This is a genomic window from Haloarcula sp. CBA1127 (assembly GCF_001485575.1).
Classification (GTDB): Archaea; Halobacteriota; Halobacteria; order Halobacteriales; family Haloarculaceae; genus Haloarcula.
The window spans coordinates 133,295-154,851 of the sequence record NZ_BCNB01000001.1 but is presented as its reverse complement, the minus strand read 5'-3'; the positions used below and the strand labels follow the sequence as shown (position 1 = coordinate 154,851).

Annotated in this window: 17 protein-coding genes; 8 read left to right on the top strand and 9 right to left on the bottom strand. The window is 56.6% G+C overall.

Translation table 11 applies throughout. The annotated features are described in order from the left end of the window. Positions 1-189: 189 nt before the first annotated feature. Together AV059_RS00680 and AV059_RS00675 are read right to left on the bottom strand one after the other, a co-directional pair. Positions 190-942 (bottom strand): IclR family transcriptional regulator, encoded by a 753-nt coding sequence (locus tag AV059_RS00680; RefSeq protein ID WP_058991431.1) that lies wholly within the window; start codon positions 940-942, stop codon positions 190-192. Positions 943-2,037: 1,095 nt separating this feature from the next. After that, complete coding sequence (locus AV059_RS00675; protein ID WP_058991430.1) at positions 2,038-3,168, bottom strand: ABC transporter ATP-binding protein; 1,131 nt, start codon at positions 3,166-3,168, stop codon at positions 2,038-2,040. A 131-nt stretch (positions 3,169-3,299) separates the two neighbouring features. Between AV059_RS00675 and AV059_RS00670 the strand changes: the two genes are divergently transcribed. Together AV059_RS00670 and AV059_RS00665 are read left to right on the top strand one after the other, a co-directional pair. Continuing rightward, complete coding sequence (locus tag AV059_RS00670; protein WP_058991429.1) at positions 3,300-4,517, top strand: aminotransferase class V-fold PLP-dependent enzyme; 1,218 nt, start codon at positions 3,300-3,302, stop codon at positions 4,515-4,517. A 103-nt stretch (positions 4,518-4,620) separates the two neighbouring features. Next, on the top strand, positions 4,621-5,265 hold the full coding sequence (locus tag AV059_RS00665) for a PIG-L deacetylase family protein (RefSeq protein WP_228841682.1): 645 nt from the start codon (positions 4,621-4,623) through the stop codon (positions 5,263-5,265). A 39-nt stretch (positions 5,266-5,304) separates the two neighbouring features. Here the strand turns inward: AV059_RS00665 and nagZ are convergent, their stop codons facing one another. The 4 genes from nagZ to AV059_RS00645 all read right to left on the bottom strand — a co-directional run bounded on the left by nagZ (position 5,305) and on the right by AV059_RS00645 (position 10,348). Further along, a complete protein-coding gene (gene nagZ, locus AV059_RS00660; protein ID WP_058991427.1) occupies positions 5,305-6,876 on the bottom strand; it encodes a beta-N-acetylhexosaminidase in 1,572 nt (523 codons plus the stop codon). A 75-nt stretch (positions 6,877-6,951) separates the two neighbouring features. Next, a complete protein-coding gene (locus AV059_RS00655) occupies positions 6,952-7,869 on the bottom strand; it encodes a carbohydrate ABC transporter permease (RefSeq protein WP_058991426.1) in 918 nt (305 codons plus the stop codon). Between the two features lies 1 nt (position 7,870). Next, positions 7,871-8,731, bottom strand: coding sequence for a carbohydrate ABC transporter permease (locus AV059_RS00650; RefSeq protein ID WP_058991514.1), 861 nt, complete (start codon positions 8,729-8,731; stop codon positions 7,871-7,873). Between the two features lie 249 nt (positions 8,732-8,980). Continuing rightward, positions 8,981-10,348: an ABC transporter substrate-binding protein gene (locus tag AV059_RS00645; RefSeq protein ID WP_058991425.1), complete on the bottom strand. Its 1,368-nt coding sequence runs from the start codon at positions 10,346-10,348 to the stop codon at positions 8,981-8,983. Positions 10,349-10,593: 245 nt separating this feature from the next. Here AV059_RS00645 and AV059_RS00640 point away from each other — a divergent pair, with 245 nt between their 5' ends. The 4 genes from AV059_RS00640 to AV059_RS00625 all read left to right on the top strand — a co-directional run bounded on the left by AV059_RS00640 (position 10,594) and on the right by AV059_RS00625 (position 15,260). Then, positions 10,594-11,601 (top strand): SIS domain-containing protein, encoded by a 1,008-nt coding sequence (locus tag AV059_RS00640; RefSeq protein ID WP_058991424.1) that lies wholly within the window; start codon positions 10,594-10,596, stop codon positions 11,599-11,601. A gap of 167 nt (positions 11,602-11,768) precedes the next feature. Beyond that, positions 11,769-12,917 carry a galactonate dehydratase gene (dgoD, locus tag AV059_RS00635; protein WP_058991423.1) on the top strand — a complete coding sequence of 383 codons (1,149 nt, stop codon included), beginning with the start codon at positions 11,769-11,771 and terminating at the stop codon, positions 12,915-12,917. A 52-nt stretch (positions 12,918-12,969) separates the two neighbouring features. Next, positions 12,970-13,716 carry an IclR family transcriptional regulator gene (locus AV059_RS00630; protein WP_058991422.1) on the top strand — a complete coding sequence of 249 codons (747 nt, stop codon included), beginning with the start codon at positions 12,970-12,972 and terminating at the stop codon, positions 13,714-13,716. A gap of 485 nt (positions 13,717-14,201) precedes the next feature. After that, complete coding sequence (locus tag AV059_RS00625; RefSeq protein WP_058991421.1) at positions 14,202-15,260, top strand: glucose 1-dehydrogenase; 1,059 nt, start codon at positions 14,202-14,204, stop codon at positions 15,258-15,260. A gap of 580 nt (positions 15,261-15,840) precedes the next feature. Here AV059_RS00625 and AV059_RS00620 read toward each other — a convergent pair. Beyond that, positions 15,841-16,425: an HD domain-containing protein gene (locus AV059_RS00620; protein WP_004966566.1), complete on the bottom strand. Its 585-nt coding sequence runs from the start codon at positions 16,423-16,425 to the stop codon at positions 15,841-15,843. A gap of 1 nt (position 16,426) precedes the next feature. Beyond that, the gene (locus tag AV059_RS00615; RefSeq protein WP_195156595.1) at positions 16,427-17,146 is read right to left on the bottom strand and encodes an EthD family reductase; all 720 of its coding nucleotides are present in this window, start codon (positions 17,144-17,146) and stop codon (positions 16,427-16,429) included. A gap of 104 nt (positions 17,147-17,250) precedes the next feature. Here AV059_RS00615 and AV059_RS00610 point away from each other — a divergent pair, with 104 nt between their 5' ends. After that, the gene (locus AV059_RS00610; RefSeq protein WP_058991420.1) at positions 17,251-18,612 is read left to right on the top strand and encodes an NAD-dependent succinate-semialdehyde dehydrogenase; all 1,362 of its coding nucleotides are present in this window, start codon (positions 17,251-17,253) and stop codon (positions 18,610-18,612) included. A gap of 133 nt (positions 18,613-18,745) precedes the next feature. Then, complete coding sequence (gene npdG, locus AV059_RS00605) at positions 18,746-19,417, top strand: NADPH-dependent F420 reductase (RefSeq protein WP_058991419.1); 672 nt, start codon at positions 18,746-18,748, stop codon at positions 19,415-19,417. 113 nt (positions 19,418-19,530) lie between these two features. Here npdG and AV059_RS00600 read toward each other — a convergent pair whose 3' ends face one another. Further along, positions 19,531-21,531 carry an AMP-binding protein gene (locus tag AV059_RS00600; protein WP_058991418.1) on the bottom strand — a complete coding sequence of 667 codons (2,001 nt, stop codon included), beginning with the start codon at positions 21,529-21,531 and terminating at the stop codon, positions 19,531-19,533. Between the last annotated feature and the right edge of the window lie 26 nt (positions 21,532-21,557).

Below are 21,557 nucleotides of genomic sequence, written 5' to 3'. Positions count from 1 at the left end.
CGAGACGGGGGCTTACGACCATAATTCGAGCCCATGCGCCGAGCGGTAGCGACCACTAGAGTGTCAATATATAACATGGCGCGTTCTATTCTATTGAATCGGCTCCTATCGTGCTACAGCGTTATTCCGAAGGGATTTGAACAGTCTCACAGGTGTCTTACCAGATCAATAGTGTTCGAGTCAGTAGAACTACTGGTAGGAGAGATTCACCTGTAGCTCGCCGGAGATTCCACGGATGAGGTCGGTCAGTTCGTTTTCGATGCGTTCCGAGTCCAGCCGGTTCGCCGGTCCCGAGACGCTGATGGCACCGTACGTGTTGCCGGCGTTGTCTACCAGCGGGGCACCGACGCCGGCTACGCCTTCGAGGAACTGGTTGATGCCGTAGGCGACGCCGCGGTCTTGAATCTCGTCGAGTTCTGCTTCGAGTTCCTGCTGATCCCGACCGTCGGGGAGAGGGTATTCGTAGCTTTCGAGGATTGTCTCCCGCCGGTGTTTCGGCAACACTGAGAGGATTGCCATGCCACCAGCGAGCCTGTACAGTTCGGTGTACTGGCCAATCTGTGAATTTGTCTGAATCGCCCGACTGCCAAGCGCTTTGGCCAAGAAGACCGCCTTTCCGTTCTCTTCGACGATCCACCACGCTTTTTCATCAGTTTCGTCGGCTATCTCGTTCAGTTTCGGTGCGACCTCTTGGTACATTTCCTGTCGCTCGCGGACTTTCATCCCGATATCCAGAAACCGCAAGCTCAGCCGATACGCCTTGTTCTGGTCCTGAACGACGTAGCCTCGGCTCTGGAGTGTCGAGAGATGAACGTGGACCGTGCTCTTGGGCATCTCCACCCGCTCTGCCAGCTCAGTGACGCCGAGTGCCTGTTCCGTTTTCAGTGCTTCAATAATGTCCAGCACCCTCCCGGCGGACTCTATCGGGCCTTGTCCTGTCATACGCGTATATTCGGCTACCTGTTTATAAAATTATTCAACAAGATTGAATTCTGTGTCCGGGGACTGTGCTATTAGGTGGCTTCCCAGTGGCGTGGCGGCGACTGCACCATGATATACCTACCCAAAACTCGGCAATCCAGTAACCCTCCTAAATTCCGTTCGTTCCGTTTACGTACCTACTGATCACTGTATTGCCACTGAGAAACGGAGTAAGACGGCGTCGTACCGGTGTCCTAGTTCCGTCCGATGCAGATGTCGGCCGCTGGCACTTTTCCTGCACACCACTCTGTTCAATCAGCTTGAACTCGGCCTCAGCATACGAAATACAAATGAGAACATAACGAGGACAGCAGCGTTACCGGGACTAGTCCTGTCACAGTCTCCCGGTCCGTTTCGATTCGCCCTGTTCGTGCTCAGTACTCTCCTTGCACAACCACAATCACTTCTCGTATCGCCTCGATACTGGTCTTCACCCCAACGCCGATACTATCACCTACAACCGGAAACTCTCAGACTGAGCCTAGTATGGATAACGGATGTACGCCTGTTATCTTGCTGCGCATCTCTGCGGTACGCGCGCTCCAGATCCGTAGTGTAACCATCCGGCCTACAGTGAGGATTGTTCACAGGTGTTGAATCTCAGTCAGGGTTGCATCTGTCTCGCCGCTACTTTCGACCGTCTACTGAGAAGTGTAGATAAGCCGACCACTCCGATAATATCTGTACGCCTGTTATCTGAAGGAAACGTAGATGTCGTATTACGAAACGCAGCGCCGTTACGGTCCTGACGCCTCACAACGACAACAGTTCATGTAGCAAGTGACTGCGCCTCGCTAGCTACTTCTGGTGGGTGCGCGAATAAATTTCATATTACGAAACGAATTCCCATACTCGCTCGCAGAGATGGAATATTGAATACTGAAAACACGCATCAGATCATCTCGTCAGCCCTGCTCTCAGAGCTGGCAAAACGGGTCGGCTCCGTGCTGCTTCTCCCAGTGGCTCGTTGGGTATCTCTCGGTCGTCGCTACCACTGGGAATCCTTTTCGGATATTCTCACGCCATGTACTACCGAGCGTTACAGAATAAGAAAAATCAGGCTGCAACCGGACTTTCTTCGTCGATTTCCGTTTCACTGTTCTTGATCGCAGTGCCGGAGTCCGCATCAAAGAGATGGATGACCTCCTCTGGGAACCGCAATCCGACCGTGGTGCCATTCCCGAGGTTTGACCCATTCTCGACGGTGACCGTGTACTGCTGCCCGTCGATAGTCACGTACACGTGAAACAGGTCCCCAAGTGGTTCGACGACGTCGACGGTCGCGGTAACTGTCTGCTCCGGGCCTGTCGCGGTGCTGAGCTGAATATCTTCGGGCCGGACACCGAGGATGACTTCCTCGCGCCCGTCGAGCTGGGCGGCGGTTTCAGCGGACAGCCCGTAGGTAAACTCCTGATGCACTAGCGACCCGTCCTCGACAGCGGCAGGAATGAAGTTCATCGAGGGAGACCCGATGAACCCGGCGACAAACCGATTGGCTGGACGGTGATAACACTCCAGCGGCGTTCCAACCTGCTGTAACACGCCGTCGTCCAGAATAGCAATACGGTCGCCCATTGTCATTGCCTCCGTCTGGTCGTGGGTAACGTAAATCGTTGTCACGTCGAGTTCGTTCTGGAGGCTCTTTAGTTCGGTCCGCATTTTGGTCCGGAGTTTGGCATCCAGATTACTCAGTGGCTCGTCCATCAAGAACACTGCCGGGTCTCGGACGATTGCTCTCCCGAGCGCCACCCGCTGTTGCTGGCCACCGGATAGCTCCTTTGGCGGATCATCAAGCAGGTCCTCGATGCCCATCATCTCGGCTGTCTCGGTTACACGCTGTTCAATCGTCTCTGTATCCAGATCCGTCGTCATCTTCAACCCGAACGACATGTTCTCCTCTGCGGTCATATGTGGATAGAGCGCGTAGTTCTGAAAGACCATCGCGATATCGCGGTCACGGGGCTCGGTGCCGATAACAGATTCGTCTCCGATCAGAATATCGCCCTCAGTTACCGTCTCAAGCCCGGCGACCATCCGCAAGGTTGTCGATTTTCCACAGCCGGATGGGCCGACCAGTACCAGAAACTCGCCGTCGTTTAGCGACATATTCACCGTATCGACAGCGACAACCTCGTCGCTCCCGTCGGAGAACGTCTTGACAAGGTTATCGAGCTCTAACTGTGCCATGCGATACCTGTTATTGTTCTACAGAGATATATAATAGTTTGTGTTCTTCGATTATAGATGGGAACCTTTCATATACCTGGAGCGGGTTTGAGTTCCTATACGGGACTAGCGGTAGTGAAAAGAGCACAACTATGGTTCCATTCACAACAGAGTCAGAGTCGGTGTATCGTCAGTTGGGTGTCACGCCGGTCGTCAATGCAGCGGGTACAAAAACGCGGATTGGCGGCAGCCTCATTCGGGAGGAAGCCGCGGACGCCATGCGCGCTGCTGCCGACGAATTCGTTCAGCTGAGTGACCTAGAGGCAAAGGCTTCCGAACAGATCGCTGAAATCGCCGGGTCGGAAGCCGGATACGTTTCGCCGGGTGCTGAGGCCGGCCTGTTGTTGGCCGCGGCTGCCGCGATAGCGGGGGACGACCCGAAGACCATGTCGGAGTTACCCCATCCGACAGACGCACCAAACGACATCGTGATGCCCCGGACTCACCGGACGGGGTACGACCACGCATTGCGGGCAGCTGGCGCAAACATCGTCGATGTCGGGACAAACGATTATCACCTCGGGACCGGCGCAACAAACGTTGAGCCCTGGGAAATCGAAAGCGCTATCGACGAAAACACTGCTGGGGTTGCGTACGTCCAGAAAACGTACACACAGCCCGAACTCTCGACTGTCTCGGAGATTGCACATCGACACGATGTGCCCGTCATTGTCGACGCTGCCGCCGAGGTGCCGCCCATTGAGAACCTCTCTCGTTTCGTCGAGCAAGGTGCAGATCTGGTGGTGTTCAGTGGTGGCAAAGGAATCCGTGGCCCGCAGACGACGGGTCTCATCGCCGGCAAACGTCAGTATATCCGTTCAATCGCTGTGCAGCATCAGGATATGCACGTCGACCGTCGAGTCTGGAACCCACCCAGCTCGCTTATCGATACGGAACGGTTCGATGGGGTTCCCAGACAGGGAATCGGACGGTCGCTCAAGGTCGGGAAAGAGGAACTTGTCGGCCTCATTCGCGCGCTGGAACTATTCATTGAGGAAGACCAGGAAGCGCTTGTCGCCGAGTGGGAGACGCTCGCCCAGAACATGGCGAGCCAGCTTGAGGCAGCCGGCATGGAGACCACAGTTGTCGCTGGCGGTGAGCAGAGTGTGGCACCTCACGTTATTGTGGATCTCTCTAGCTCCCAATCCGCCCCCTCGGCAGCTACGCTGGTGTCAGAGCTGCAGCGCGAGGACCCGCGCGTGTATGTCGGCGAGGACCGCATCGACAAGGGAGAGATTGTTCTCAACCCAATGTGCCTTGACGAAGACGATGCTGCGTACGTCGTCGACCGCCTGCTCACGCATCTGTGACAAAGAAAAGTATAAATAATAACTTACAAAATCATAGCATAGCATGGATGTCCTCGTAGTAGTTGCCCACCCAGACGACGCAGATGTCTTCTGTGGCGGTACGATAGCAAAGCACGCTGAACGTGGTGATGAAGTTAGTATCGTACATATGACCCGGGGCGAATACGGCGGGCTACAAACGGACTCACAGGAAGCGGTCGGGCGAGTGCGCGAACAGGAGGCCCGCGACTCGGGAGCCGTGTTAGGCGCGTCAGAAGTCGCTTTTCTCGAGTTCAAAGACGGGCGGATCACTTACTCCCTAGAAAACCGTGTCGAGATGGTGGATGTAATCCGGGAGTACGACCCGGACATCATCCTCACGCACTACAAAGACGATTTGCATCCAGACCACCGGGCGACCTCACGGTTAGTTACAGACGCGTACTACATGGCGTCGCTCCCCCTCGTTGAGACGGATTTCGAACCCTGTGACCCGGACAACATCTACTACTTCGGCAAGCCGACATCGGAGTTTACCCCATCCATGTTCATCGATATCGATGGGTATCTGGAACAAAAGGTCACAGCCATTGAGAAACACGAGTCACAGGTGGAGTTCCTCGTCGAGCACGGCGGCATCGATGCCGAGTTCGACAACCTCATCGACGGACTTCGCGCCGAGAATCTCGTATTCGGCAAACAGGCTGGTGCCCGCAGCGCAGAGGGGTTCGTCCCGCTCCACGAGTCTGCACAGGAATTCCTCGGATAGCGTCTCGGACATCTTACGAGCGCCGTCCTTGAATATCACTCATTCTGGAATCGTGACCGGGAGCGTCCCTGTTGGGTCGATTGTCCCTGCCAGTGTTTCCGCCGCTGCCTGAATCGCACCCGGCGAGTAGTCGTACGTCGTCAAAAACGTCGCCGCGTCTGGACAGACAGCGAGGTCGTATGGGTTCCGTACAGCAAGGACAGCCAACTGGTCGTGGTTCGCAACGAGCGTCTGGAGTGTCTCTGCCTGTGCCTCGTTCGACAGGGCATCGTAACTGACGGCCACAATCTGCTCGTTTGCTGGCGTTATATCGACGGTCTCACCGCCAGCCATGGTATGCGTCGTAATTTCAAACCCGACCTCTCTGAGCGCAGCAGCGACCGCCTCTGGGTCGTATCGCTCGTCCTCGGCGGGCGACCCTCGTGTCCCGGTAAAGCTGACCACGTGCAAGTGACGTGACGTATCGAACGGGAGTGTCTCGCTGTCATCCTTGACGAGTGTTATCCCGCAGTTTGCGATCTCAGTTGCAAGCTGTTTCGACGCAGTCGCACAGCGATCCCACTCCGGCGTTTCGGCAGTCTCGGATGTACCCAGCCGTTGCTCTTTATAATGCTGGATGCGATGCAGCGACCGGTCGATTCGCTCCTCGGTAAGCCGTCCCGTCCGGACGGCAGTAAGCACGGCCTCAATCGCTGCGCGCTGTTGCTCAAGCGTGTGTGAAACAGTGACGATATCACAGCCGGCCTCTATTGCACGGACAGCCCCTTCGGCGGTGCCGACGCCTTCAGCAATCGCATCCATCTCGAGACAGTCCGTGACGAGTAACCCATCAAACCCGAATTGATCCCGAAGAAGTGCTGTCTGGACTGCTGAAGATATCGTCGCTGGTAGTTCCGCGTCGCCTGTTATCGCCGGAAAGGCAACGTGTGTGGTCATGATCGCGTCGATACCGCTCTGTATCGCCGCTTCAAACGGTGCGAACTCCACGCGCTCCAGTCGGGAACGCTCGTGGTCGACCACCGGCAGGTCGAGATGTGAATCGACTGCCGTATCGCCATGACCGGGGAAATGCTTCCCACAGGCCGCGACATCCACGGACTGGAGGCCCTGCGCCATGGCTGCGCCCAGTGCGCCCACACGCTCTGGGTCTTCTCCGAAGGACCGGACACCTATCACGGGGTTCTCTGGGTTGTTATTGACATCGAGGACCGGCGCGAGATTCAGATTGATCCCGAGACTCCGTAGCTCCCGTCCGACGGTCGCACCTGCTCTCCGGGCCATCGCGTCGTCATCACAGGCCCCAATGAGCATCTGACTCGGCAGTTGCGTGCCCCAGCTGAGGCGTGAGACGACGCCTCCCTCTTGATCGGTGGCGACGAACAGTGGGAGGCCAGCGCCGACCGCTGTGGCTTCTGACTGCAACTCCGCTGAGAGCGCTGTCACCTGTGATGGAGATGCGATATTTCTGGTGAAGTAAATGATGTTGCCGAGGTTGTACTCACGAATCAGTTCTCGTATCCCATCAGTCGGTTCGGAGCCATCAAAGCCAGCCATGAATAACTGGCCGACCTTCTGTTCCAATGGCATACTCGCTACTGTCTGCGTCGACATATAACAACATCCGAGGTGCTGGGGATATAAAACTACGTTTGCGATCGTGAGCTGTCACAAAACTGGAGCCGAAGATTACTGCTTGACACTCCCGGAAGTTAGTCCGGAAACGATCTGCCGCTGGAACACGACGAAGATTGCGAGCAGTGGGACGGCGGCGAGTGTCGAAGCAGCCATCATCTGGCCCCACATCGTCTGGTCCTGCTGCTGGAAGTTCTGAATTCCGATGGAGAACGGCGTCACGTTATCAGTCGCCAGAACTGACGCGAACAGCACCTCGTTGAATGCGAGCAAGAACACGAACATCCCAGTCGCGGCCAGGCCCGGTGCTGCAAGCGGCATCACGACGCGGAACAGGGCCTGTGTCCGCGTACAGCCATCGATTCGCGCGGCTTCCTCCAGCGCGGTCGGAATCGTGTCGAAGTACCCACGAAGCATCCAGATGGTGAATGGAACGGTAAACGTCGTATAGAGGAATATCATCCCGTGGTACGTGTCTTTCATCGGAATGTTTGCGGACTGGTCCATGATGATGAACAACAGAAACATCGGGATGAGGATGAGTACGCCGGGGATCATCTGCGTTGCAAGTGCCCCCATCTCGAACTTCTCCTTGCCGGGGAACTCGTATCGCGACAACGAGTAGGCAGCTAGTCCACCAATAAGCAGCGAGAGGACGGTGGTCACACTCGAAATGACCAGGCTGTTAATGTAGTAGTCGACAAGTGGGAACCGCTGGAACATCAGGAAGTAGTTCTGGATATATGGGTCCGCAGGGATTATATCGAGCCCGAGCTGCAACACTTCATCCCGGGTTTTGAACGATGTTGTGAACATCATCCAGACGGGGAATATCGCGAATATGAGAATGAGGATGAGCACGGACCGCCAAAGCAGCTGGTATATGAGCTCTTTCCCATCCGCAGTTAGCCGCATTTCGTCGGGCACCGTCGTCTTTTCTGACCCGACAGCAGCCATGAGCGAACTGAGCATCTTACATAGCACCTCCGTCGTAGCTAGAGGCCACAACGCGTTTGTAATAGACGTATGCGATGGTCATCGAGAACAGGAACAACATTGCGCTGAGTGCGGACCCGATCCCGTACGCACTCTGTTTGAAGCCAAAGGAGTAAATGAGCAACATCAGGACGTTCCCCGATTCGCTGGGTGACCCACCCAGCAAAATATACGGGACGGGGAAATTGATGAAGGTCCAGAGGATCAATAGCAGTAGAATGACGGCAGAGACGGGCTTCAACTGTGGCAGTGTCACGTACCGCAGTTTCCCCCATCTGCCGGCTCCATCGATCTCGGCAGCCTCGTACAACTGCTCAGGAATCGACTGCAATCCAGCGTACAACATGATTGCTGCGTACGGGAAGTTCCGCCAGACGTTCGCGATGATTATCGCATACAGCGAGTTTGGGCCCAGAAGCCAGAACAGGGACCCCTCGATGAGTCCGGCCTGACGGAGTACCGCGTTGATGACTCCAGTATCGCTCCGGAACATCATCCGCCAGGTGAGCAGCGTGACGACAACCGGTGTCACATACGGAATCAGAATCACGGTTCGCGCGACGAGCTTGCCCCGGAACTGCTTATCGAGGGTGAGCGCGGTGACGAGCCCGAGACCGTACGTCCCTATCACCGACCCGACCGTATACAGAATGGTGACTTTGAGCGAGTTCCAGAACTGTGCGCCATAGATCGTATCCTTCTGGAAGACCTTCGCGAAGTGGTCAAGCCCGACGAACGTCTCCGGGCGGAACCAGTCAGTATATCTGAGCGACGGGAACTCGTAGAAGCTCATCACGAAACCGAGAATGACCGGAATCCCGTGGACGAGAAGCATCATCGCTAGGGCCGGAGCAATGAGCTTGAGTCCGAATCGCTGGCTTGCAGGTAACGAGCTAACGTACGGGATATGGACTGCCGGAAGTCGACGTCTGACGCGCTGGTACGCGGACAGGAGCATACACAATCGATTATTATGCTATGTATTTAACCGTTCTGCACGACACTTGGGTACTACCGAACCGAGAAAGTGCACGTAAATATGCAACTGGACAAGTGGCGTAACGCACTGAAATGACCGTCTCGGGGCTTAGCCCTGGAGCGCGTTCTCTGCCTGCATCGCAGCCTGCTGGAGTGCCGCCTCGGTATCGCCTTCGGACCAAGAGTTGGTGGCTGCCTTCGTGAGCACTTTCGTGACGGCCCCTTTGATCGCTCCAGAGACATCACCCCAGCCCACGACCTGCGGCGCTGTCTTGGCGTTTGTGTTGTTCAGAACGTCTTCACTGAAGGACTGATACAGCTCACCCTGGAAGGCGTCTTGCTCGAAGCTACTCTTGATCGTCGGCAAGAAGCCAGAGCCCTTCGCGAGTTCTGCGTTGACTTCTGGCTGCATCAGGTATTCGATGAACGTCGCGGCTGCGCCCTTCTTCTTCGTCCAGGGATGGATGCCCATGAGGTTCACTCCGAAGAAGGTCGACGACTCTCCCCGGGGACCGGCCGGCGGCTTGCCGACGCCGAGTTCGGCGTCAATATCGTTTGCAACCCTGAGCCCCTGCCACGTCGAAGCTATCCGTTTGCTGCTGAACGCGTTGTTCCGTGCAACGCCGTTCCACTCGACTGAGGCCTGTGGGGACGCCTTGTGCGTCGTGGACAGATCCTTGTAGAAATTCAACGCCTCCACCGCCGCGTCACTGTCGAATGTCGGCTTGGACCCGTCAATCACGCTCCCGCCGTTTTGCCAGATAAGCATCATATAGTACTGGACGACGGCCCAGTTGTTCGCCCCAGGAATGCCGAACAGGTATCTCGTGTTGTAGCCTTCCTGTTCCCACTTTTCAGCCTGCTTGTTGTACTTCGACGCATCATTCGCGAGTTCGTCCCAGGTCGACGGGGGGCCATCAATACCGGCTTCCTCGAACAGCGATTTATAATAAATGTGCCCGCGGGGGCCCCAGAACCAGGGGAACCCAGCCCGGACGCCATCGAATTTGCCTATCTGAAGCGGCGAATCGTAGATATTGTCTGTCGGCATTGAGACGCCGGCTTCTTCGAGGTCCATCCAGCCGTCGGAATTGACCTGTTGTGGCATCCACGTTGACGCTATCTCTTCGACGTCCGGACCGGTCCGGGTGGAGATACTGTTGTTTTGCTTCTTCCGAGCGACGCCCCAGCCCATCGTCTCGAAATCCACCTTGACACCGTGTTCTTTCTTCAGTATGGGATTGTGCTTCTCGTAGAACGTCTCTATGTGGTCATTGACGAAATGACGGACTGTAAGAGTCGTTATACTGTTCGATTGGTTCCCGGTGCTCGCGCCGGAATCGCCATCCCCACTATCTCCGGGAGTACTCTCTGAACTGTCACTGCCGCCACAGCCTGCGAGTAGCGTGACCGTTGCCGCGCCGGCGCTTTTGATGAAGCGACGTCGCTTGCCACTCCGCAAACTACTGTCTGACATATGCTATCACCAACGACCTATGTGGTATATATAATTAATTGTTTAGGTCATTCTTCGAAACGGTGCGATTCTATGGACTATCACAAATACCTATCGTATGGTTTTATAGTCCACTGCCATCAATCGGTAATCTAAGTGATCGCAGAGAGACTCCGATCAGTCGGATGGTTGCTGGCTGACCGGAGCCTCTGCTGGCGTTGTCGTTGAAACAACTGACCACAGTGCTGTCCCATGAACATCAAACCATGACTACACACGCAGTCTACGACGAGATCCGTTCCGGTATCGACCGACTGAATGACTTCAAAATGAGCACGCGCGACCTTTCCGAGCCACGTAAGCGTATTGCGGACGCTGACAGAGTCCACTTCATCGGCTGTGGGTCTTCCTACTGGACGGGTGTGATCGGCCAGTATGTGTCTTTCCAGCGCGGTATCGACGCAACGGCGTACGCCGCGTCAGAATACCTGTTCGCCGGTCCGCCGATTACTGAGGAAACGGTTGTCGTCGCCTACTCCCAGTCCGGCGAGACGTCTGAAACCGTTACAGCCGCTCGACGAGCAAAGGAGAAGGGTGCATTCGTTATTGGCATCACAAACACCGATGATTCGTCGCTCGGGACAGTAGCGGACGAGGTCCTCGTCACGCCAGCGGGGACCGAGAAAGCAGTTCTCGCTACCAAAACAGTCGATGCCGCGTTGGTTCTGACGCTCTCGTTGCTCGAAAGCAAATACAGTGAGCGCACGTCGAGCGAGCTGCAACGTATGTGCCGGAACGTCGTCGAACAGGACTTTCAGACAGCCGTCGCTGTCCTCGCGGAGGCCAAGACACTCTACACTCTCGGACAGGGGATCGAATATGGGCTTGCAGGCGAGGCGGCGACGAAGTTCGGAGAGGGTGCACTGTTGCATACGACGGCACTCCCGACACCGGAAATCAGCCACGGACCCATCGCAAACGCTGCCGGTGAGCCGGCACTCGTCATTGCTACCCAAGAATCGGAGGCATCGTTGACCAGCGAGGTCGTTTCAAAGCTACGCGACGCCGGAGTGACCACAATTGTCCTGCGGCGGCCGACGAACGACTACGGTGGAGACATCGCAATCGAACTCCCCGCTCAATCACCAGACCACCCGATTGTCCCGTTGAAAATCTTGCAATCGCTCACGTATAAGACGGCCGTAAAAAAGGGGTACAATCCAGACGATCCGCCAGAACTCTCGAAACATGTCGAGTGGAGTGCACTGGGGTAGCGAGTCAGACCGGCGGTTTAGGCGAATAACGCATCTCAATTGTCAATGAGAGGCCAGCGGTGACGGAAGTCAGGGAACGCAGCTGAATTAAGCTTTGATCGATGCAGTAGTTGGAGGCTGTCGTTATATCATGAAGGTTAATCACAGTCCCGCTGTGAGACAGTAGTATGCAAATCACCGGATACGAACTGTTCGAAATCCCTCCCCGCTGGGTCTTCCTGAAACTAGAAACCAGCACTGGGCTTCTGGGCTGGGGTGAGCCTGTTATCGAAGGCAGAGCGAAAACAGTTCGAGCGGCAGTCGAGGAGATGCTGGATCAGTACCTCATCGGCAAGGACCCGTTTAGAATTGAGGATCATTGGCAAGCGCTGTATCGTGGCGGGTTTTATCGCGGCGGACCGATCCTGATGTCTGCCATTGCTGGCATCAATCAGGCACTCTGGGATATCAAGGGGAAACACTTCGGCGCACCTGTGTACGAACTGCTGGGTGGGAAAAGCCGCGATAAGGTTAGAGTGTATAAGTGGATCGGCGGTGACCGGCCGGAGGATGTCGCTGCAGAAGCGACGCGGTTGGCCGAGGCTGGCTACACCGCACTCAAAATGGATGCGACGAATCAGACCCGGTTCATCGAGACAAGAGCGTCGCTCGACGAGATCACAGAACGAATTCAGCACGTTCGAGCAGCGGTCGACGACCGAGTGGATATCGGGATCGATTTCAGAGGCCGAGTATCAAAATCGATGGCCAAGACCCTTGCTAACCGCCTCGAATCCGTCGAGCCGATGTTCATTGAAGAGCCAGTGCTTCCCGAAAACATCGAACACCTTCCGAACATCGCAGCCCAGACCCACGCACCTATCGCAGCAGGTGAGCGACTGTACTCGAGATGGGATTACAAGGATCTCCTCAAAACAGGGGCGATTGACGTGATTCAGCCCGATGTCTCTCACGCCGGCGGTATTTCAGAGATGGTCAAACTGGCTAACATGGCGGAGTCACACGACGTCGCCATTGCACCGAACTGCCCACTGGGCCCAATTGCGCTGGCTGCGTCGATCCAGGTCGATACGGTCGTTCCGAACCTGTTAGTCCAAGACCAGGGGTTCGACGTCCACTCTGAGACGACCAGTCCCGCACACGATCTGCTCAATTCGAACCCGTTTGCGTTCGACGACGGCTACCTGAAGACGCTGGACGGCCCGGGACTGGGCATCGACGTCGCGCTAGACGTGGTTCGGGAGAAGGCAGAAGCCGATCTTGACTGGCACAACCCGATATGGCGGCACGAGGACGGCAGCGTCGCCGACTGGTAACGATCGTTTCATAATAATAAAAACTTAAGCTATAGACGGGAGTAGTAATCTTATGCCCGATAAAACTGAGACAGCAACACTTTCGGCACCGATGAAGACGTTCGCAATCGTCGACGTGCTCAGAGACGCCGACGGGCCGCTTGGCGTCTCAGAGGTGGCCGAGCAACTCGGGTACACTCGGAGTACGACATACAAACACCTGAATACGCTGTTGCAGTCAGGCTACGTTACAAAGAGTACAGGGGACTATCAGCTGACGTTACAGTTTGCCGATATCGGCGAACACGTTAAATCTCAGGCACCCATCTACCACGACACGAAGCCCCAGATAGACCAGATATCAGCGACGACCGGCGAGTCTGCCGGACTAGTTATCAAGTGCGAAAAGCAGATTGCCGACGTCTATCATACCGGCGCTGACGACTCTCCGAGACACGTAAACTCCCCGTGTTTTCACTGCAGCGCTCCGGGAAAGGCAATCCTCGCAGCGACCGACCCAGAAGAGGTCGATGCTATTTTAGACCACGCCGGTCTGCCTGCAATGACCGAAAATACGATTACGGATCGCCAGACGCTCACTGCCGAACTCGACAATATCCGGGACCGGGGTATCGCGTTCGAGCGTCGCGAGCAGTATCCGGACGTAAACTGCGTCGCGGTTCCGATTCAGGACCAGTCCACAACCGCAGCCGTGTACGTGGCGGGACACGCTGAACGGCTGAGCGGGAAGCGGTTACAGGAGGATGTCCCCGGGATGATCCTGAGCGCCGTCAGGCAACTCAATGCGGAGCAGATCTGAGCTGATAGTTAGTCACTTCTGTTCACGGAGGCACTCTCAAGATAGCCTGGAATCGGCAATACTCGGTACAGTCTGAAATCAGCAACGCTCAGTACAGCCCCAGCAACGCCAGTCCTATCTGACTGACTGCAGTTTCAGCAATGCCATACACATCTCAACAAAAACTTTCATCCGAGATAGAGTATTTCTTTTAGCGAAACTATTTGAAAGCGGACCGCGAATCGCATAACAGCCGTACACTTATTATCCAGATTCAACCACCTGGACCCAGCCTCTCCCAAATATGCACATATCGTACTGTAGCGGTGCTTTCCGGGCCCCTCTTTTATCCGCTAGCCATTTTCACCGCTGTCGTTCAGTATGTCCCCGAGATCCCCACAGCTTTTCATAATGAGAAACAATTTCGCTGAGGTCCCTCTGTCTATTGGTCGAAACATTCAACTGTTGATGGATGGTGCGTTTCACTCACGGGGATACCTACAACAATGGATGCAATCGCTGTCAAGCGGGGGAAGACTCGGCCAGAACGCATCGACATCGAGCGCCCGGAACCGGACGAGGGAGAGGTGCTCGTGCGGACTCTCCGTGTTGGCATCGACGGAACGGACTTTGAGGTGCTATCGGGTTCACACGGCGAGTTTCCTGAGGGCAGCGACTACCAGATACTGGGGCACGAGGCCGTCGGCGTCGTCGAGTCATCGAACGGGACCGCGCTGAACGAAGGAGAGATTGTCGTCCCGACAGTCCGACGGCCCGCAAACACGTCGAGTCGATTCTTTGAGAACAACGAGCCCGATATGGCTCCACCAGGTGAGTATGTCGAACGGGGGATTGCGGGGGCGCACGGCTACATGGCCGAGTACTTCACTACACCCGCATCGTTTCTCGTTCCGATCCCGGAATCGCTGGCGGACGTCGGCTTTCTGGTCGAACCGATCAGCAATGCCGAAAAGGCACTCGAGCTGGCACAGCGTTCCAGGTCGACCTTCGAGTGGCAGAATTCTGCCGGACTCGTCCTCGGAAACGGACCGCTAGGACTGCTCACATTGGCGATGCTTGCGGACCGGTGTGACCGAACGTACTGTCTCGGCCGTCGTGAACGGCCGGACCCGACCATCGACATTATCGAGGAACTGGGAGCTACGTACATCAACTCTCAACAGACAGCTGTGGATGAAATCCCCGCAGTCCACGAGCCGATGGATCTAGTGTTCGAGGCGACGGGGCACGCAAAACACGCGTTTTCGACGGTCGAGGCACTCGGTGCGAACGGAGTCGGAGTCCTCCTCGGCATCCCGGAGGACTGGGAATTCACTGTCAATGGCGGGTCTCTCCACAGGCAGTTGGTACTTCAGAACAAAGCGCTGCTCGGGAGCGTGAATTCGAATGTCCGGCATTACAAACGCGCTCGTGACACACTTGCAGAATATCCGGACTGGTTCCTTGCGTCTATCATGACGACCCAGTGCTCTGTGTCGGAGTTTGCGGATGCATTCGAGGAGTCGCCGGATACTATCAAATCGTACATTGAGTTTAGCGCCTAGATAGTGGTATGCCGATTATATGTGCATATCTGTCCCAGAGAGTTTCATTTCCCCGGTATATGAGTATTAATAATAATTTTAATTGTCTTTTAGATAGGTATGGCCTATCCGTGGTGTTTTGAGGATATTTGCACCAACAAGGATTGTCATATGAGGATACTTTCCGCGCTTTTAGATGCAAATCTCCGCTAAGCAAGTTGAAATAAACGGACAAAATCAAAACGGTTTCCATACACGGTATCTGGATGCTGCTCCCCCTCAGAGCACGCTCGAAACAGTCGAAATCTCGTTACTGAAGGCACGGCTATACCCTCGTCCGTCTCCGAGAGTTCTTTCGAGGACTGACAATGTTGTTTCACCTCGTTGCCGCACGGATAGTGGATACGCCGCGCTGTGCTGCTCTGTCATCTCAAAATGTGAGCGAGGGAAACCAGTGCTTAAGATCTCCGCCCAACGCCGAACTCCAAGCTATCAGCCATCACCGAGGGGTTCTGGACCACGTAGCCACGACCGGTGACCTGCGAGGGACTATTCCGCCTGTCGACACCTTGGCAGGGACTGCTATCGCTCGCGCCAGTGACTACGTCTGGGAGTACTCATCAACCCATTCCTGCAACGTGATACCCATCGTTGACTGCGTAATCGCGTTCGAGGACGCGGAGTTTGCGCTCTTGACGAGCTCGGCTTCCAGTGTTCGCGTTGGAATCTCGCCGATAAAGTGCGGAATCGCTCGCTGGACCGCCAGCGGACAGCCCACCTCGTGAGCAAGCGCATAGCCCGACAGAGAGTGTGGGATCTCTTCGGTTGCGTATCTGGGGTCCGGGTCGAGCAGCTTCTCGTCCTCGACAAAGTCAACGTACTCATAACACTTTCCGACATCGTGGAGTAATGTCGCCGCGACGATGACGTCGATATCGGGGTCGGCCCCGTGGAACTCCTGCTGTTCGATAGCGGATTCCCGCGCAATTTTGGTGACACCGCGGACGTGCCTGACGTTGGTTACCTCGTGGATATTCCACGCATAGGGAATGTCCATAATGTCGCGCCAGCCGCCTCGGTCGAGCGCGAGTGTCCACGCTTCGATGACTTTGCTACGAAGGTCGTCCGATGAGATGTAATCGAGTTCCGGGAACGCCTGCGTGACCTGCTCCTCGTAATCGGGCATACTACCCCTCGTCCTTGACGAGCTGTTCCTGTCCGATAAACCGGGGCCGCTCGTCGATAGCCAGGAAGTTATTCACGTCTTCGCGGGCCGCTTTCGCCTTGCCTCTGTCCGGTGCGTAGTCCCGTGAGCCTTCACTGCCGAGCGCGTCGTATAGCTTCTCAATGTCGTCGAAGTAGAGTTCGGCGACACCGTCGAACTCGGCGTTTTCGGGGTCTGTTGGGATGACCGTGTTGTACTTGACGACGCCCTCGATTTCGCGGGCAATCGGTGTGTGGTTGGTCTGCCAGTAGTCGATGAACTCCTCGTGGGTCATGTCGTCCTGTCGGACGAGAAATGCCGAGTGCTTGTAGAGGCCGTCAGTGTCGCCATCGACCTCGTCTTTCTGCACGATCTCTTCGCCGATAATACGCGGCCGCTCCTCGACAGCAAGGAAATTATTCACGTCTTCGCGGGCCTTTGCGGCGATCTCCTTGGTAGGGTCATAGTCCCGGGAGCCGGGACTGCCCAGCGCCTCGTGCAGGTCGTCAAGCGTCTCGAAGTACAGCTCCGCCAGCCCGTCAAATTCGGCGTGTGCTGGTTCTGTTGGCAGGACTTGCTGGTAGCGAACCACGCCCTCGATGTCCTTTGCAATCGGCGTGTGATTGGTCTGCCAGTAGTCAACGAACTCCTCGTGAGACATATCGTCCTGTCTGACTAACAGGGCTACGTGCTTGTACATCATCAGCACATTTCTGACCTATGAGTATAAAAGCTAACGTTGTTTCCTGTCAGAGTTTTTAGGCCAGTAAAGATTAATGTATGCATGACGCCGAAGATTGAACCGATATGGAGGCAGTCAACCCGGCTACGGGCGAGCGGCTGGACGTGTACGACCCTGACGATGACGAGGCAGTCGAACGGAAACTGGACCGTGCCACGTCGACGTTCGAGGACTGGCGCGATGTCCCGTTGCGCGAGCGCGAGCAATTGCTTGTAAACGCCGGTGAGGTCCTCCGGGAGAACAAACAGCGGTACGCTGAGCTGATGACCCGGGAAATGGGCAAACCAGTCACACAAGCCGTCGCTGAAGTCGAAAAGTGTGCCTGGGCGTGTGACCACTACGCTGAATACGCACACAAGTATCTCTCCGAGGAACACCACCCCAGTCCACCGGGGACAGAAGTAAAGACAGTCCATGACCCGCTCGGACCGGTGCTTGCAGTGATGCCCTGGAACTATCCCTTCTGGCAGGTCATTCGCTTTGCTGCGCCCTATCTCACTGCCGGCAACGTTGGCCTCCTCAAACACGCCTCGAACGTTCCCGGGTGTGCGCTCGCACTGGAAGAAGTGTTTGCTGAAGCCGGCTATCCTGACGGCGCGTTCCAGACGTTGATGGTTGGCTCCAGCAACGTTGACGGCATTCTTGCAGACGACCGTGTCCGTGCGGCAACGCTGACCGGAAGTGGTCCCGCCGGCCGTGCTGTCGCCGAAACTGCCGGCAAACATCTCAAAAAGACTGTGTTGGAACTCGGTGGGTCTGACCCGTTCATTGTCCTCGACGACGCAGACCTCGATGCGGCCCTCGAAACTGGGGTGCAAGCACGGACACTGAACGGCGGCCAGTCGTGTATCGCCGCCAAGCGCTTTATTGTTCACACAGACGTCTACGATGAGTACGTTGATCGACTCGTCGCTGCCTTCGAAGACCTCACTGTCGGCGACCCGATGTCCGACGAAACTGATGTCGGTCCACAGGCCGACCCTGACCTCATGGCCGAACTCCACGAGCAAGTACAGGCCAGCGTCGACGCCGGTGCAACGCTGTTGACCGGGGGCGAGCCGCTTGACCGGACCGGCGCGTTCTACCCACCGACAGTACTGACTGATGTCCCTTCAGGATGCCCTGCTGACACAGAGGAGACGTTCGGACCAGTGGCGACCGTCTACGAGGTCGCTGATTCGGAGGAAGCGATCGCAGTCGCAAACGACACCCGGTTTGGCCTTGGTGCAAGCCTCTGGACAGCGGACCGAGACCGCGGCCAGCGGCTGGCACGAGATATTTCCGCGGGCTGTGTCTACATCAACGAAATGACCAAATCCGACCCGCGAGTCCCGTTCGGCGGCATCAAGGACGCCGGCTACGGTCGTGAACTCTCGGAGATGGGAATCAAAGAGTTTGTCAACAAAAAGACGGTCTGGGTCGAATAATCGCCGCGGTTGATACTGGCGGTACCTCTATTGCTGGCGTGCCCGGTTTTCACGTGCTGGCAGCAGCGTACGGTCGGTAGCGATCCGTGTGGCAAGACAAAGCTTCTTGTTTCAAGGGGCGTTATGAAGGTGCATGGAGTTAGCTATCCTAGGCGGTACTGGTGACATCGGTGAGGGACTCGCGATGCGGTTTGCCGCCGATACGGACCATGCGATTACGATCGGCTCGCGGGACGCTGCAAAAGCCGGCGAGCGAGCCAGAGCGTACGAAGAACGATTGTCCGAGCACGGTGTCGAGACTGAAATCGACGGCACGGATAATAGTAGCGCCACGGCCAGTGCGGACGTGGTTATTCTGGCCATTCCACCACATCACGTCGGCGATACAATTGAAGCACTCGCAGAAGATGACGTGCTCTCGGACCAACTGCTCATTAGCCCCGCCGTCGGAATGAGCGGCGATGGGGATGGACTTCACTACCGGCCACCGTCGACGGGGAGCGTTACCGAGTTTGTCGCGGAGCGAGCCCCCGAGTCTGTTCCAGTGGCTGGGGCGTTCCACAACCTTGCAGCGGACCGGCTGGCGGATCTAGAGGCCACGCTCGATGTAGATACGCTGGTGGTCGCGGACGACCCGGCGGTCAGTGAACGAGTTGTGACGTTAACTGCTGCCCTCACCGGCGTCCGACCGATCCCTGCTGGGCCGCTTTCGAACGCCGCGGAAGTCGAGAGTCTGACGCCACTGCTTATCAACATCGCTCGATACAACGAGGATATGCACGATGTCGGTGTGAGCTTCAGTTAGACTGGGTTGCGCTTCTGCTCTCCACCGCGATTCACGTAGTGTCGTCGTGAGGCTGATTGTGTGCTCGTCATTGCCTGTATCTGCAGACAGCCGCAACCAGATCAGGACTCATCTCATCGCGCGTTGTCGATTTCGTCGATCGCATCGGGGTTCTCGATACTCGAAAGATCCCCCAGTTCTGCGCCCTCGTAGACATTCTGAATGATGCGCCGCACAATTTTCCCGGACTGGGTCTCCGGAAATTCATCGACGAAGCGGACTTCACGCGGACGGAACGGCTTGCCAAGCGCTGTCCCGACCTGCGCGCGCAATGTCTCGCGAAGGTCCTCTGACTCCTCGTACCCTTCGTTGAGGATGACGTACGTGACGACCGCGGTCCCCTTCGTTTCGTCGTCCGCTCCGATCGCAACAGCGGCGTTGACCGCATCGTGTTCGATAAGTGCGCTCTCGACTTCGGCCGGGCCGACCTTCCGGCCGGCGACGTTGAGGACATCGTCCGACCGACCGTGTAAGAACCAGAAACCGTCCTCGTCTTTCTGCGCCCAGTCGCCGTGGTCCCACATATCCCCGAACCGCGACCAGTACTCCTCGAGGTACCGTTCGTCACCACTCCACAGCGACTTTGTCATCGACGGCGCTGATGATTGACAGACCAGGTACCCCTTCTCGTTGGCTTCGGCAACGGATTCCCCCTGTGCATCGACAACGTCGATGTCCATGCCGAGCGCCGGGCCACCGAGCGTCCCTGGCTTCAGCGAATGGAGCGGCGTCGGCTGGAGGAAACAGCCGAATATCTCCGTCCCACCAGAGATGTTCATAATCGGTGTCGTACCGCCGCCGACGTTCTCCAGAAACCACTCCCAGGAGTCCGGGTCCCACGGCTCGCCGGTCGAACCCAGCAGGCGCAGCGTCGAGAGGTCGTGGCCCTCCAGCCACTCGTCGCCGTGCTTCTGTAGCGCACGGATCGCTGTCGGCGAAATCCCGAACACCGACAGATTGTGGGTGTCGATCATTTCCCAGAACCGGCCCGGGTCAGGATAGTCTGGTGCCCCTTCATAGATGAAGACGGTGCCACCGTGGGCGTGATTGCCGATCAGCGTCCACGGCCCCATCATCCAGCCGATATCGGAGACCCAGAAAAACCGGTCTGCGGGCTTGTGGTCGAACGAAAAGAAGATTTCTTTCGCCGGTTGGACGAGCCCGCCAGCGTGTGTGTGGACGATGCCCTTCGGTTTGCCTGTTGTCCCGGATGAGTACAGCAGCATCGACTCGTGGTCGGCGGGGAGCGACTGGGTCTTGTACTCGTCAGATTGGGACCCGACTGCGTCTGCCCACCATTCGTCACGGTCTGAGTCCCACGAGCGGCCAGACTCCGTAGAACCAAGCCGATTATAGACAATGGTGTGTTCGACGTGGCCGGCCGCTTCGATAGCCTCGTCCGCGGCCGACTTTAGGTCGATCTCGCTGCCCCGGCGGTAGAAGCCATCACCGGTGAACAGGACTGAACACTCGGCGTCTTCGATGCGGGTTGCTGTCGCGTCGACCCCAAAGCCGGAGAAGATGGGGACGGCAATCGCACCGACTTTGAAACAGCCATACAGCAATGGAACGATTTCCGGTACCATCGGCATATACAGTCCGACGGTGTCACCGGTTCCGATACCGCGCTCTTCCAGTGCATTGGCGACGCGATTGGCCTGTTGGTGGAGCTCGTGATACGTGATCTCACGAACTGTCCCGTCCTCACCCTCCCAGATTGTCGCGACTGTATTTCGGTTCGCAGCGTCGGGGGCTGCATGACGGTCGACGACGTTGTGGGCGATGTTGAGTTCCCCGCCGACGTACCAGTCCGTGAACTGCGGGCCGTCTGTGTCATCGCGGACCTGCTCGTACTCCTCGTAAAACTCCAGGTCGAGATAATCGACTATCTCATCCCAGAACCAGTCCAGTCCGGATGCCGGTTCACCGTCGATATCGGTGACCGTCCGCCTGTGGAGTTCCTCGAAGTCCTCGATGCCGTGCTTTTGCATGAACGCGTAGACGTTGCTCTCGGTCACGAACGTCTCGCTCGGTTCGTACCGTACCTCGTCGAGTGCTGTGAGTGAATCTGCCATTGGGATTAGTGGGTGTGACGATGTCC

Coding starts and splice junctions, on each gene's coding strand:
- AV059_RS00680 (WP_058991431.1), bottom strand. CDS start 942: ATGACAGGACAAGGCCCGATAGAGTCCGCCGGGAGGGTGCTGGACATT.
- AV059_RS00675 (WP_058991430.1), bottom strand. CDS start 3,168: ATGGCACAGTTAGAGCTCGATAACCTTGTCAAGACGTTCTCCGACGGG.
- AV059_RS00670 (WP_058991429.1), top strand. CDS start 3,300: ATGGTTCCATTCACAACAGAGTCAGAGTCGGTGTATCGTCAGTTGGGT.
- nagZ (WP_058991427.1), bottom strand. CDS start 6,876: ATGTCGACGCAGACAGTAGCGAGTATGCCATTGGAACAGAAGGTCGGC.
- AV059_RS00655 (WP_058991426.1), bottom strand. CDS start 7,869: ATGCTCAGTTCGCTCATGGCTGCTGTCGGGTCAGAAAAGACGACGGTG.
- AV059_RS00650 (WP_058991514.1), bottom strand. CDS start 8,731: ATGATGCTTCTCGTCCACGGGATTCCGGTCATTCTCGGTTTCGTGATG.
- AV059_RS00645 (WP_058991425.1), bottom strand. CDS start 10,348: ATGTCAGACAGTAGTTTGCGGAGTGGCAAGCGACGTCGCTTCATCAAA.
- AV059_RS00640 (WP_058991424.1), top strand. CDS start 10,594: ATGACTACACACGCAGTCTACGACGAGATCCGTTCCGGTATCGACCGA.
- dgoD (WP_058991423.1), top strand. CDS start 11,769: ATGCAAATCACCGGATACGAACTGTTCGAAATCCCTCCCCGCTGGGTC.
- AV059_RS00630 (WP_058991422.1), top strand. CDS start 12,970: ATGCCCGATAAAACTGAGACAGCAACACTTTCGGCACCGATGAAGACG.
- AV059_RS00625 (WP_058991421.1), top strand. CDS start 14,202: ATGGATGCAATCGCTGTCAAGCGGGGGAAGACTCGGCCAGAACGCATC.
- AV059_RS00620 (WP_004966566.1), bottom strand. CDS start 16,425: ATGCCCGATTACGAGGAGCAGGTCACGCAGGCGTTCCCGGAACTCGAT.
- AV059_RS00615 (WP_195156595.1), bottom strand. CDS start 17,146: ATGATGTACAAGCACGTAGCCCTGTTAGTCAGACAGGACGATATGTCT.
- AV059_RS00610 (WP_058991420.1), top strand. CDS start 17,251: ATGGAGGCAGTCAACCCGGCTACGGGCGAGCGGCTGGACGTGTACGAC.
- npdG (WP_058991419.1), top strand. CDS start 18,746: ATGGAGTTAGCTATCCTAGGCGGTACTGGTGACATCGGTGAGGGACTC.
- AV059_RS00600 (WP_058991418.1), bottom strand. CDS start 21,531: ATGGCAGATTCACTCACAGCACTCGACGAGGTACGGTACGAACCGAGC.